The organism is Stappia taiwanensis (genome assembly GCF_014635285.1).
In the GTDB taxonomy this organism is placed as follows: domain Bacteria; phylum Pseudomonadota; class Alphaproteobacteria; order Rhizobiales; family Stappiaceae; genus Stappia; species Stappia taiwanensis.
In genome coordinates, this window is the sequence record NZ_BMCR01000009.1 from 1 (window position 1) to 13,869 (window position 13,869).

Annotated in this window: 9 protein-coding genes; 3 read left to right on the top strand and 6 right to left on the bottom strand. The window is 65.4% G+C overall.

Going from position 1 to position 13,869, the window contains the following annotated elements; translation table 11 throughout:
* Positions 1-186: 186 nt before the first annotated feature.
* Positions 187-1,143, bottom strand: coding sequence for a DMT family transporter (locus IEV83_RS17385; protein ID WP_181760477.1), 957 nt, complete (start codon positions 1,141-1,143; stop codon positions 187-189).
* A 384-nt stretch (positions 1,144-1,527) separates the two neighbouring features.
* Here IEV83_RS17385 and IEV83_RS17390 point away from each other — a divergent pair, with 384 nt between their 5' ends.
* The 3 genes from IEV83_RS17390 (at position 1,528) to IEV83_RS17400 (ending at position 6,117) form a co-directional block, all read left to right on the top strand.
* Positions 1,528-2,796 (top strand): MFS transporter, encoded by a 1,269-nt coding sequence (locus tag IEV83_RS17390; RefSeq protein ID WP_181760478.1) that lies wholly within the window; start codon positions 1,528-1,530, stop codon positions 2,794-2,796.
* A 165-nt stretch (positions 2,797-2,961) separates the two neighbouring features.
* Positions 2,962-4,254 carry an adenylosuccinate synthase gene (locus IEV83_RS17395; RefSeq protein WP_181760479.1) on the top strand — a complete coding sequence of 431 codons (1,293 nt, stop codon included), beginning with the start codon at positions 2,962-2,964 and terminating at the stop codon, positions 4,252-4,254.
* Positions 4,255-4,314: 60 nt separating this feature from the next.
* Complete coding sequence (locus IEV83_RS17400; protein ID WP_181760480.1) at positions 4,315-6,117, top strand: hypothetical protein; 1,803 nt, start codon at positions 4,315-4,317, stop codon at positions 6,115-6,117.
* A gap of 105 nt (positions 6,118-6,222) precedes the next feature.
* On the opposite strand, the gene serA is transcribed toward IEV83_RS17400, so the two are convergent.
* The 5 genes from serA to ftsH form a co-directional block, all read right to left on the bottom strand.
* Complete coding sequence (serA, locus tag IEV83_RS17405; RefSeq protein WP_181760481.1) at positions 6,223-7,809, bottom strand: phosphoglycerate dehydrogenase; 1,587 nt, start codon at positions 7,807-7,809, stop codon at positions 6,223-6,225.
* 93 nt (positions 7,810-7,902) lie between these two features.
* Positions 7,903-9,081, bottom strand: coding sequence for a phosphoserine transaminase (locus IEV83_RS17410; RefSeq protein ID WP_181760482.1), 1,179 nt, complete (start codon positions 9,079-9,081; stop codon positions 7,903-7,905).
* Between the two features lie 182 nt (positions 9,082-9,263).
* Positions 9,264-10,052 carry an outer membrane protein gene (locus tag IEV83_RS17415; RefSeq protein ID WP_181760483.1) on the bottom strand — a complete coding sequence of 263 codons (789 nt, stop codon included), beginning with the start codon at positions 10,050-10,052 and terminating at the stop codon, positions 9,264-9,266.
* 284 nt (positions 10,053-10,336) lie between these two features.
* Positions 10,337-11,683, bottom strand: a complete 1,347-nt coding sequence (gene glmM, locus IEV83_RS17420; RefSeq protein WP_181760484.1) for a phosphoglucosamine mutase — start codon at positions 11,681-11,683, stop codon at positions 10,337-10,339.
* Between the two features lie 217 nt (positions 11,684-11,900).
* Complete coding sequence (gene ftsH, locus IEV83_RS17425) at positions 11,901-13,829, bottom strand: ATP-dependent zinc metalloprotease FtsH (RefSeq protein ID WP_181760485.1); 1,929 nt, start codon at positions 13,827-13,829, stop codon at positions 11,901-11,903.
* Positions 13,830-13,869: the final 40 nt, after the last annotated feature.

Consider the following 13,869-nt stretch of genomic DNA (forward strand, 5'->3'; position numbering starts at 1 on the left):
CGTCTTCGCTTCGGTCTGCGTAAATCGTGTAAACTGACATATACCTCATCCGATCCGGTTGGTTTCTTGCCATCTTAGGGTGCAGCTTTGAAGCCAGTTTCACAACCAATAGTAGAGAGTCACTGCGGCACTGTCGGCGACATCACGTGCGCAGCAGGAAGGCGATGGGGCCGCACTGCGGGTCGATCAGCGCGCGGATCCTGGTGGTCCACCCTCCGCCGGCGCGGCCAATGGCCCGATTTTGCGCCCTCCTTTTGGGCGGGCCAACAGGGTGAGAACCCGGCCGTCCAGCACTACCAGCCCGAGCAGCAGGATGGCCATGCCGAGGAACTGGCCACTGGTCAGGCTTTCGCCCAGCACCAGCGCCCCCAGCACGCTCGCCGACACCGGCACCAGCAGCGTGACCAGCGAGGCGTTGGTCGCGCCCGCACCGGTCAGAAGGCGGAAGTAGATCAGATAGGCAAAGGCGGTGCCGATGGTGCCAAGGGCGATGACGCAGGCCCAGACCGCAAGGCTTGTCTCGGCCGGGCTCCAGGATGCGCCCTGCCATAGGGCAAGCGGCAGCATCCAGACACTGGCGCCGGTCAGTTGCCCCGCCACCGGCACCATCAGCGGCAAACCCTTGAACCGGCGGGCGAAGGAGGCCGCCACCGCATAGGACAGGGCCGCGCCGAGGCAGGCAAGCTGCGCCCAGAGCGGAAATCCATCCGCGCCCTCCAGCCCGGGCAGCAACAGCACCGCCACCCCGGCAAGACCGAGGCCGATACCGATCACCCGATGCGCCTGCAAGGTTTCATGGCGAAAGGCCAGCGTCGCCAGGAGCACCGTGAAGATCGGCGTCGTCGCATTGAGGATCGAGGCCAGGCTCGCGGAAATCGCCGTCTGGCCCCAGAAGATCAGCGAAAACGGAATCGCGTTGTTGAGAAGCCCGATCACCAGGAAGGACAGCAGCATACCCGGTGCCAACGGAAACCGCTGCCGGGCAATCCGCAGCACCACATGCATCACCAGCGCCGCCAGGAACACCCGCAGGAACACCAGCACCAGCGGCGGGATCTCGGCCACCGCGATCTTGGCGAACAGGAAAGTGCCGCCCCAGATCAGCGACAACAGGGCCAGCAGCAGCCAGTTGATGAGTGTCATGTGCGGCACCTTGTCTGCACTCGCATGGGGTCCTCCTTTACCTCCCCCCGGCGACTTCCACCGGGCGGTTCCTCGCCGCCGCCCCGCACATCCCACCTCGCCGTGACACCGAAAAGCACGCGAAAAGGACCGGGGCAACAACCGCTGGCATAGCAGCCGGTGCGTGTGCCAGCCACACGATTTGCGAGCCAAGGGGCGCGTGTGGTGATCAGCCGCAGCAAGCGCCCTGTTGCGCGGCGGTCCGCAGCCATGCCCCCAGCGCACGGCCGGGCACGGCAAATCAGCGCTTGTCTCTCGGAAAAACCCCGGTCACTGTGAGAGCCTTGCCGATGCCGCTCGCCGGCGCCGCCTCCCGTTTTTCCCGATCATTCCACGGCGTCCGCAATGCCCGATCATTCCGCCACCATCGGCACCCCTTCGCTGCTCGCCCGGCTCCCTTCCCTGCTGATCGCGGCGGCGCTGCTCTTGGGCGCCAATGGCCTTGCCATGACGGTGATTGCCGTGCGCGGACGGGCCAACGGGCTGTCCGATGCGACCATTGGCCTGTTCGGCTCCGCCTATTATGCCGGGTTCATCCTTGGCGTTCTGCTGACCCCAATCCTGATCCGCCGGGTCGGGCACATCCGTGTCTTCGGCGCCCTGGCGGCGATCAGCGCGATTTCGGTACTGGCCCTGATGCTGACCCCCGCCGGCTTCGGCTGGGCGGTGCTGCGGCTGATCAGCGGCATGGCGTTCTGCGGCACCGCGATGGTGCTGGAAAGCTGGCTCAACACCCTGGCCAGCAACTCCGAACGCGGCCGGATCCTCAGCATCTACCGCATCGTCGATCTGGGCGCGGTCACCGGCAGCCAGTTCCTGTTGCCGCCATTCGGCGGCGCCGGCGCCGAGATCATCGTCGTCATCGCCCTGTTGTTCTGTGCCGCGCTGGTGCCGGTGTCGCTGTCGCGGGAAGACAATCCCCCCACCCCGGCCAACACCCGCATCAACTATCTTGCGGTCTGGCGCATCTCGCCGGTGGCGGTGGTGGGCTGCCTGACCATCGGCCTGACCAATGGCGCCTTTCGGACCGTCGGCCCGGTCTATGCGCAGGGCGTCGGGCTCGATGCCGACGGGCTGGCGCTCCTGATCAGCCTGTGGGTGATCGCCGGGGCGATCTTCCAGTATCCGCTCGGCTGGGCGTCTGACCGCATGGACCGGCGCTATGTGCTGCTCCTGTCCACCATCGGCGCGGGGCTGGCCTGCCTGTTCCTTTCCGGCGCCTCGGACCCGCTCGTCATCTATGCCGGCAGCTTCCTGTTCGGCGGCTTCGCCCTGCCGCTCTATTCCCTCTCCGCCGCCCATGCCAACGACCATGCCGGCAAGGGCCAGTATGTGGAACTGGCCGCCGGGCTGACCATGTTCTTCGCCCTTGGCGCGGTGGCCGGCCCGCTGCTGGCCTCGCTGGTGATGGACAGATTCGGCCCCGGCGCCTTCTTCGCCTATACCGCCGCCATGCATCTGGCGCTGGTCGGCTATGTGCTGGTGCGGCTGGTCCGCCATCCCGCCGTGCCGAGCGACCAACGCAAGCGCTTCGTCTGGCTGCTGAGAACCTCGCCGATGATCTTCCGACTGGCACGCGACACCCGAAAGGGTGCCCGCAAGGCGAAACGGTGAGACGTCGACGCAATGAACCCGCGAAAGCGCAGCGCAAGGGCTCGCCATCGCGCCGTCGCTTCGATATAGTCCGCCACCGACCCCCGGTTTGCCGACCGGGGTTTTTCTTGTGCGCGGCTGGCCGCCGCGCCGCACGCGAAGACGCCACTTAGAGGATATGCAAGCATGGCCAATGTCGTCGTTGTCGGATCGCAGTGGGGAGACGAAGGGAAGGGCAAGATCGTCGACTGGCTGTCGGAACAGGCCGATGTGGTGGTTCGCTTCCAGGGTGGGCACAATGCCGGCCATACGCTCGTCATCGACGGCACCAGCTACAAGCTGTCCCTGCTTCCCTCCGGCGTCGTGCGCGGCAAGCTGTCGGTGATCGGCAACGGCGTCGTCATCGACCCGCATGCCCTCGTTGCCGAGATCGCCCGACTGGCCGAACAGGGCGTCAGCGTCAGCCCCGAGACCCTGGTGATCGCCGGCAATGCCACGCTGATCCTGTCGCTGCACCGCGAGCTGGACGCGCTGCGCGAGAACGCGGCCGCCGCCGGCACCAAGATCGGCACCACCAAGCGCGGCATCGGCCCGGCCTATGAGGACAAGGTCGGCCGGCGGGCGATTCGCGTCATGGATCTGGCCAACCTCGCGACCCTGCCGGGCAAGATCGAACGGCTGCTGACCCATCACAACGCCCTGCGGCGCGGTCTCGGCGAGCCGGAAATCTCCGCCGATGCCATTTTCACCGAACTGGAAACCGTCGCCGGCGACCTGCTGCCCTTCATGGACACGGTGTGGAACCTGCTCGACGCCAAGCGCCGCGAAGGCCGCCGCATCCTGTTCGAGGGCGCCCAGGGCTCCCTGCTCGACATCGACCACGGCACCTACCCGTTCGTGACCTCGTCCAACACCGTCTCCGGACAGGCGGCCGCCGGCAGCGGCCTCGGCCCCAGCGCTCTCAGCTATGTGCTGGGCATCACCAAGGCCTACACCACCCGCGTCGGCGAAGGCCCGTTCCCGACCGAGCAGGACAACGACGTCGGCCATTTCCTCGGCACTCGCGGCCATGAATTCGGCACCGTGACCGGCCGCAAGCGCCGCTGCGGCTGGTTCGACGCAGTGCTGGTACGCCAGGCCTGCTGCATCAACGGCATCAACGGCATCGCCCTTACCAAGCTCGACGTGCTCGACGGTCTCGACGAGATCAAGATCTGTGTCGCCTATGAGCTTGATGGCGAGCGAATCGACCACATGCCCGCCTCGCAAGGGGCGCAGGCGCGGGTGAAGCCGATCTACGAAACCCTGCCGGGCTGGAAAGAGTCCACCGAGGGCGCGCGCAGCTGGGCGGACCTGCCCGCACAGGCGGTAAAATACGTTCGCCACGTGGAGGAGTTGATCGGTGCGCCAGTCGCGCTACTCTCGACCAGTCCGGAACGGGATGACACAATCCTTGTTCAGAATCCGTTTCAGGATTAAGCCTTAACCGGGTTCCGCGTTTCGGGGCGGCCCGCAACGCCGCGACGACGAGTTGAAAACATGGCAGACTATTATTCGGTTTTGAAGAAAACCGTTGGCGCGCTCCCGCAGAACACGGGCGCGGCACGGCGTGAGATCTATCAACGCGCCCGAAAAGCCATCGTCGCCCAGTTGAAGGCATACGATCCACCGCTCTCGCCCTCGGAAATCACCACCGAGCAATTGCGGCTGGAAGAGGCGATCCGCAAGATCGAAGCCGAGGCCGCGCGCGAAACGCTCGGCGTCGGCGCGGCACCCGTCGCGCCCACACCGCCCCGTCCCGCCCCGAAACAACCGGCCCCGGCCGCACCAACGCCTCCGCCCGCACCGGCGAAACCGGCATCCGCTCCGGCTCCGGCCCCCGAGGCTACCAAGCCGGCTGCGAGCCCGGCTGCAGGCCCCGCGACCGATTCGCCGACGGTCGCTCCGCCCTCCGCCGCAGCCCCGGACGCGCCAGCAGCCCCCGCCGCGCCGGAAGATCCCTCGCATCGTGTCTTCAAGGATGCGATCGATGACGCCAAGAAGCTGGGCAGCGCCGCCGATCAGGCAAGCCGAACCGCGCGCGGAGCCCTGACCGGCGCGCCGGAGGAGCCTGTCCGCCGCGAACCCACCATGGGACCTGCAACGCCGGCACCCGAAGCACCGGCGCCCGCGGCTGCACCTTCCGCGCCCACCGCCGCCAAGCCGGCAGCGCCAGGAAAGTCTGCCGAGAAAAAAACAAGCCCCCGCCGTGCCAAGCGAGACAGGCGCCCGCTGCCGGGGAACGCGCCTTCGCTGCCTGCCGCAGGCCCCTCCCGCCTTCCGATGATTGTCGGCGTCGGCGGCGCCCTGCTCGTGCTGATCGGCATCGGTGCGGTCGGCTATTCCCAGCGCGATACCATTGCCGCGATGTTCGGCGGTGGCGATGAGCCGGTGGTCGAGACGAAGACCGAGACCCCGCCGGCGACCGAACCCGTGCGCCCGGCCGAGCCCGCATCGAAGAAGAACACCGCGCGCCTGCTCGACAACGGCGAGACCTCTGTCGCTCCGGACGCACGGACCGTCACCACCACCCGGATCCGGCCCAGCGATCCGGCGGCAACGGCGACAGCTCCGGCACAGCCCGCGCCCGCGACCGCACCTGCCGAGCCGCCGCGCCAGGTGACGCCCGCCGAAACGCCGGACACGACCACGGCCGAAACGCCAGCGGGCGGACAGGATGTTGCCAACGCCACGCCGCCGGCCGCCGTCACGCCGCCGCCCGCGACCACGGCTCCGGCAGCGACCACCGGTTCCCCGGCGGTTGCCCAGCGCGCCATCCTCTATGAGGAAGGCGCGGAAGCCGGCAGCGCCGGACAGGCATCGGCCGGCAATGCGGTCTGGCGGGTCGAGGAAGAAACCATCGACGGGCGCAAGGAAACCGTCCTGCGCATGCGGGTCGAGGTGCCTGAGCGCAACATCGCCGCCGACCTGACGCTCAAGCCGAATCGCGACAGCGCCCTGCCCGCCAGCCATCTGCTGGAAGTGCGCTTCGAATTGCCGGACAACTTCGCCGGCCAGGGCGTCGGTCAGGTTCCCGGACTGGTGATGAAAACCACCGAGGAAGCCCGGGGCGATGCCTTGATCGGCGCCTCGGTGAAAGTCAGCGACGATCTCTTCTGGGTCGCCCTGTCGAACCTCCCCGACGAGCAAGAGCGCAACCTGACACTCTTGCGCGATCGCGGCTGGATCGACATTCCCATGCTCTACGAGAACGGCAAGCGTGCCATCCTCACCCTGGAAAAGGGCACACCCGGCACCCGTGCGATCGAACAGGCGACCGATGCCTGGGGCAAGGCCGGCTGACGCCGCACAGGGGCATCTGCGATTTTGCCAAGGAAAAACGGCCGATGCGCAAGCACCGGCCGTTTTTCGTTAAAGCGATGTTCCGGAGGGAATTGCCCTCGAGGATCAGAACTGCAGCGGCTTGACCTGCTTCACATGAGGCAGCGCCTCGATCCGGCCAATGACCGCATCCCCAACCGCGCCATCGACCTCGACAAGGCAGATCGCATCTTCCCCCTCAGCGGTACGGCCAAGGTTGAAGGTGGCGATGTTGACCCCGGCTTCGCCCAGAACGGTGCCGAGGTGACCGATGAAGCCAGGCTTGTCCTCATTGGTCACATAGAGCATATGCGCGCCGAGCTCGGCTTCCATGTTGATGCCCTTGACCTGGATGATACGCGGCTTGCCATCGGCGAACACGGTGCCGGCAACCGAGCGCTCCTGCCGCTCGGTCTGCACCGTCAGGCGGATGTAGGTCTCATAGGCCCCCTGCCGCGGCCGCTTGACCTCCTCGACGGAAATGCCGCGCTCACGCGCCATCACCGGCGCCGACACCATATTGACCGTCTGCAGCAATGGTTGCAGCACCCCGGTCAGCGCGGCGGCGGTAAGCGCCCGTGTGTTCATCTCCGCCACATCGCCCTCATATTCGAGACGAATGCCGGTGAGGCCGGTTTCGGTCAACTGACCGGCGAAGGAGCCGAGCTGCTCCGCCAGCTTGACGAAAGGCGTCAGCCGCGGCGCTTCCTCGGCAGTGATCGACGGCATGTTGAGCGCATTGGACACCGCTCCGTTGACCAGGTAGTCGGCCATCTGTTCGGCCACCTGCAGCGCGACGTTTTCCTGTGCCTCATTGGTGGAGGCGCCCAGATGCGGCGTGCAAACCAGGTTCGGCGCGCCGAACAGCACGTTCTCGCGCGCCGGCTCCTCGATGAACACATCGACGCCGGCACCGCCGACCTTGCCGCTGTCGAGCCCGGCGCGCAGCGCCGTCTCGTCGACCAGCCCGCCACGGGCACAGTTGATCAGCATCACCCCGTCGCGCATCTTGTCGATGGCCGCCGCATCGATGATGTTGCGTGTCTTGTCGGTCAGCGGCGTGTGCAAGGAAATAACGTCCGCCCGCGCGAACAGCGTGTCGAGATCGACCTTCTCGACGCCAAGATCCAGCGCCCGCTCCGGCGACAGGAACGGGTCGAAGGCAATGACCCGCATTTTCAGGCCGATCGCCCGCTCCGCGACGATCGAGCCGATGTTGCCGCAGCCGATCAGGCCAAGGGTCTTGGAGGTGATCTCCACGCCCATGAACTTCGACTTTTCCCATTTTCCCGCCTGGGTCGAGGCATCGGCCGCCGCGATCTTCCGGGCCACGGCGAACATCATCGCAATCGCGTGTTCCGCCGTGGTGATGGAGTTGCCGAAGGGCGTGTTCATCACGATCACACCACGGGCACTGGCTGCGGCGATATCGACATTGTCGACACCAATGCCGGCGCGGCCAACCACCTTCAGCCGGTGCGCCGCCGCGATCACCTTTTCGGTGACCTTGGTCGCCGAGCGGATCGCCAACCCGTCATACTGGTCGATCGCCGCCAGCAGCTTGTCCTTGTCCTTGCCAAGATCCGGCAAGTAGTCGACCTCGACGCCGCGCGACTTGAAAACATCGACGGCAGCGGCAGAAAGCTTATCTGAAATCAAGACCTTGGGGGCCATTTGAAATACTCCGAATGGGGGATGCACGTCGCCAGACGCCGGGGGGGGGAGCCCCCGGCGCTGGCCGTCTACGGCAAAAGCTGGAGAGGCGGCTCAGGCCGCCTGATCAAGCGTGGCGAGCTGCCGGGCGAAGGCCCATTCCAGCCACGGCAACAGCGCCGCCACATCGGCGGTCTCCACCGTTGCCCCGCACCAGATGCGCAAACCGCTCGGTGCATCGCGATAGGCGCCGATGTCATAGGCGACACCGGCCGCGTCAAGCGCGGACACCATGGACTTGGCAAACGCCGCCTGCTCCGCCGGCGCGAGCGCGGCAACCCGGGGATCGACGATCCGCAGGCACACGGAGGTGTTGGAGCGGGTTGCCGGATCCACGGCAAGAAAATCGACCCAATCCGTGCGGGCCACCCAATCGGCTATGGCGCCGGAATTGGCGTCGGCCCGGGCAATCAACGCCTCAAGGCCACCGATCTCTTCGGCCCATTTCAGCGCATCGATGTAATCCTCGACGCACAGCATGGAGGGCGTGTTGATGGTCTCGCCCTTGAAGATGCCCTCGTTGAGCTTGCCGCCCTTGGTCATGCGGAAGAGCTTGGGCATCGGCCAGGGCGGGGAATAGCTTTCCAGACGCGCCACTGCACGCGGGCTAAGGATGAGAACACCGTGAGCGCCCTCGCCTCCCAGCGCCTTCTGCCAGGAGAAGGTGACCACGTCGAGCTTGGCGAAATCGAGATCCTGGGCGAAGGCGGCGGAGGTCGCGTCGCAAATGGTCAGCCCCTCACGATCCGCAGGAATCCAGTCGCCATTGGCCACCCGCACGCCGGACGTGGTGCCATTCCAGGTGAACACCACGTCGCGGCTGAAATCGACCGCAGCGAGATCGGGCAACTGACCGTAGTCGGCCTCCAGCACGCGGGTATCCTCAAGCTTCAACTGCTTGAGCACATCGGTGACCCAACCCGAGCCGAAGCTTTCCCAGGCCAGAAGATCGACGCCGCGCGGGCCGAGCAGCGACCACAGCGCCATCTCCACGGCACCGGTATCGGAGGCCGGCACGATGCCGATGCGGTAATCGGCGGGGACTTTCAGAATGTCGCGGGTCCGGTCGATCGCTTCGGCAAGGCACTGCTTACCGATCTTCGCGCGATGCGAACGACCAAGCGGCGCATTGGCGAGAGCTTCAAGGCTCCACCCGGGGCGCTTGGCACAAGGACCTGAAGAAAAACGGGGATTTTCCGGCCGCACGGCCGGTTCATTCAACGATGCACTCATTGGCTATCCTTCCAGATAGGTGCCCCTCGGTGGGGAGGGGTGGCCCACCTATCGGCATAACGGAGCCCATCGGGGAAGGCAAGCACCACTGGACCGCGTAGCCGCCACCGCGACGCTCTGTCGCCAACGACAAAAGGCCGGGCACCAGGCCCGGCCTTTTCAGGTCATCGTTCGATCCGCGATCAGTATTTGGTGATGATCGGATCGGAAATATAGCTCGGTCCGGAGTCAAACGTGTAGCGCACACCCACCCGGAACTCATGCGCGGCCAGATCCTCGTAGCGGATCTTGCGGGTCACACCGCCGGTGGTGAAGCTGGAAGAATAGCCGTCGCCGATGTTGAGATAGCGGTACCCCGCATCCAGCGACCAGTTCGGCGTCATCGCGTAGGAGGCACCAGCCATCAGCGCCCAGGAGAAGTTCCAGGTGCTGCCACCCGGATAGGTGCCAGACACCCCGTTCGGGTTCTGGAACTGGATGTTGTGGGTCCTCACATAGGACGTACCGATGCCGCCGCCCACATAGGGGGTGAAGCCGCGCCAGGTGCCGATGTCGATGTAGCCGTTGACCAGCATGGTCCAGACGTCGATGTCGGCGGTTTCCCGCGAATAGCTGGACGTACCACCCACGCCGCAGGTGTTACAGGGCGCCCGGGCCGTCACGCTGGCGGGGAATTCGTAATCGAGTGTCACATCGGCGCGCAGGTAGTCGCTGAACCGGTAGCCGACACCGACGCCGACCACGCCCGTGTTGTTCAGGCCCTCGTCGACGAAGTCGAGCGTGCCGTAGCTCACGCTCGGATTCCGATAGATCTTGTAGCCGATATCCCCGCGCAGGTACCAGTTGCCGGCAACGACCGGAACCTGGGGCACGTGCTCGATCACCGGAATCGGCATATCCGCGGCAGAGACGGCTGACGAGACGATCATCGCGACGCCAGCCAGGGAAAGTCGTTTCAAATGGCTGCTCATGTCTCGGTCCTCGTGAAAAGCGTCCGAGCTACATCCCTCGCCGGCCGCATACGTGAAACACGAGACAAGAATTGTCGAAAATACTTAAGGTTGCCTTAACCGTAAAACTTAACCGCGTTCTTTTACCTTAATAAAAGGTAAACGGCACAAGTATCCCCGCAAGATGCAACCAGAACGGCAGCCGAAAGAGCGCAGCGCCGGGCGCAAAGGCCGGCGTCACAACCCAAAAAGGCGAGACCCGCATGGGCCTCGCCTTTCGAAGAAGACTGCCAGAAAGAAAAGGGTCAGGCGGCGGCGTGCGCCACCGCATCGGCGATACGCTGGACGACACCGCTCAGCACCCCCTCATTGTCCGCCTCGCCCATCACCCGGATCAGCGGCTCGGTGCCCGAGGGACGGATCAGCAGCCGGCCGTGATCGCCGAGCTCCCTGCGCCCATCCTCGATCGCCGCCTGCACCTTGGGATCGTCAAGCGGCGTCGCGCCGGCATAACGCACATTCTTCAGGATCTGCGGCACCGGCTCGAAGCGGCGGCAGACCTCGGAGACCGGACGGTTCAGCTTGACCACACAGGCCAGCACCTGCAGTGCCGCAACCAGGCCATCGCCGGTGGTGGCGAAATCCGACAGCACGATATGGCCGGACTGCTCGCCGCCAACGTTGAAGCCATGCTGGCGCATATGCTCCACCACATAGCGGTCGCCCACCTTGGTGCGTGCCAGCTCCAGCCCCAGGCCGGCAAGATAGCGCTCAAGGCCGAGATTCGACATCACCGTCGCCACGATGCCAGACGCGGACAGGCGCCCGTCCTCCTGCCAGGACTGGGCCACCACGGCCATCAGCTGGTCGCCATCGACCACCTGACCGTTCTCGTCGACGATGATCACCCGGTCCGCATCGCCATCAAGCGCAATGCCGATATCGGCCCGCACCTCATGCACCTTGGCGCAGAGCGCCTTGGTGTCCGTCGAGCCGCACCCGCGATTGATGTTGTAGCCATCCGGTTCCACACCGATGGCGATCACATCCGCACCCAGCTCCCACAACACCTCCGGCGCCACCTTATAGGCGGCGCCATTGGCGCAATCGACGACGATGCGCAGGCCGGCAAGGCTCATCTCCCGCGACAGGGTGCGCTTGGCAAACTCGATATAGCGGTCGCGCATGCCATCGATGCGCTTGGCCCGGCCAAGCTCCGAGGGACCGACCAGCCGGGAGGACAGATCCTGCTCCAGCAGCGCCTCGATCTCGCGCTCCACATCGTCCGACAGCTTGTAGCCGTCCGGGCCAAAGAACTTGATGCCATTGTCCTGGAACGGATTGTGCGAGGCGGAAATCATCACGCCGAGATCGGCGCGCACCGAACGGGTCAGCATGGCCACCGCCGGGGTGGGCATCGGACCAAGCACCAAGACATCCATGCCAACGGCGGTGAAGCCGGCCACCAGCGCGTTCTCGATCATGTAGCCGGACAGCCTTGTGTCCTTGCCGATCACAACCCGGTGTCGGTGATTGCCGGTGCGGAACGACAGCCCCGCCGCCATGCCCACCTTGAGCGCGATGTCCGGTGTCATCGGCACCTGATTGGCCGTGCCACGAATGCCGTCCGTGCCGAAGTACTTGCGTGTCATCTTTTAACCTATTGCCTGTGAGGCGTCATTCCGCCTGCCCTCATCGACCCGCAGCGATTGCGGTGCCGCCCGGTCTGACGAACAGGAATGACCATCATTTATCACCAAGGTGAGGCAAGACCGTTCAAAAATTGTTTTCATGCGTAACGAAACGAAAAGGCCCGGAGGACGGATCCACCGGGCCTTGAATATTTTCGCCTTGGCGTTGTCCGGCCGGTCAGCCCTGCGGCTGCGGCTCCATGCCGCCGCTCGGCGCATCGCCGGGACCACCGCGCTTGACGCCCGTGGTCGGCACCGCGGACGAGCGGCCCACCGGCTGGTCATCGTCGGTATCGCGCACCGGCGGCTTGCCGTTGAGCAGATCCTTGATCTCGTCACCGGACAGGGTTTCGTATTCCAGGAGCCCGTTGGCGATGATGTGGAGCTGATCCTCGTGCTCGCTCAAGACCCGCTTTGCCGTCTCGTAGCCGGCATTGACGAAGGACTTGATCTCCGCATCGACGATCTTCTGCGTATCCTCGGAGACGTTCTGGTTCTTGGCCACCGAATGGCCGAGGAACACCTCTTCCTGATTCTCGCCATAGAGCAGCGGACCGAGCTTGTCGGACATGCCGAACTGGGTCGCCATCGCCCGCGCCAGCTTGGTCGCCATCTGGATATCGCCCGAGGCGCCGGACGTGACCTTCTCATAGCCGAAGATCATCTCCTCGGCGACGCGCCCGCCCATGGCAACGGAGAGGTCCGCCTTGCACTTGGCCCGGGTCAGCGACACCTGGTCCTTTTCCGGCAGGCGCATCACCATGCCCAGCGCGCGGCCGCGCGGGATGATCGTCGCCTTGTGGATCGGGTCGGACGCCGGCATGTGCAGCGCCACCAGCGCGTGGCCGGCCTCGTGATAGGCGGTGAGCTTCTTTTCCTCTTCGGTCATGACCAGGGTCCGGCGTTCGGCCCCCATCATCACCTTGTCCTTGGCATCCTCGAACTCGGCCATGGTGACGAGCCGCTTGCCGCGCCGCGCCGCCAGAAGCGCCGCCTCGTTGACGAGGTTCATCAGATCCGCGCCGGAGAAGCCCGGGGTGCCGCGCGCCAAGGTGCGCACGTTGACATCCGGGGCCAGCGGAACCTTGCGCATATGCACCTTGAGGATCTTCTCCCGGCCGGTGACGTCCGGGTTGGGCACGACGATCTGCCGGTCGAAACGGCCCGGGCGCAACAGCGCCGGATCGAGCACGTCCGGACGGTTGGTCGCGGCGATGATGATCACGCCCTCGTTCGGCTCGAAGCCGTCCATCTCGACGAGCAACTGGTTGAGCGTCTGCTCGCGCTCGTCATTGCCGCCGCCGAGACCGGCACCGCGATGACGGCCAACCGCGTCGATCTCATCGATGAAGATGATGCAAGGAGCGTTCTTCTTGGCCTGTTCGAACATGTCGCGCACCCGGCTGGCACCGACGCCGACGAACATTTCCACGAAGTCCGAACCGGAGATGGTGAAGAACGGCACATTGGCCTCGCCGGCGACCGCGCGTGCGGTCAGCGTCTTGCCGGTGCCCGGAGGGCCGACCAGCAGCACGCCGCGCGGGATCCGACCGCCGAGACGCTGGAACTTCTGCGGATCGCGCAGGAATTCGACGATCTCCTGCAGGTCTTCCTTGGCCTCGTCAATGCCGGCCACATCCTCGAAGGTGACCCGGCCATGAGCCTCGGTCAGAAGCTTGGCCTTGGACTTGCCGAAGCCCATCGCCTTGCCGCCGGAGCCCTGCATCTGCCGCATGACGAAGATCCAGATGCCGAGAATGATCAGCATCGGGAACCAGGAAATCAGCGCGCCGATCAGCGAGAAGTTTTCCGAAGGCGGGCGGGCGGTGATGCGCACGCCCTTGGACCGCAGCAACTCGATGTACTGCCCGGCCGATTCCGGCGCATAGGACTGGAACGTCCCGCCGCTGGAGTATTTGCCGGTGACCTGCTGGCCCTGGATCGTGACCTCCTGAACATCCCCCTGCTCCGCCTGATTCAGGAACTGGGAAAAGGGAATATCGTTGGTCGCCGCGCGTTGTCCCGGGTTCTGGAAGAGCTGGAACAGGGCGATCAGCAAGAGACCGATGATGACCCAGAGGGCGAAATTACGAAAATTGGCGTTCATTGCGATCCCTTCGCCGCTGGCCCGCGGCGGTCTGCGCTGA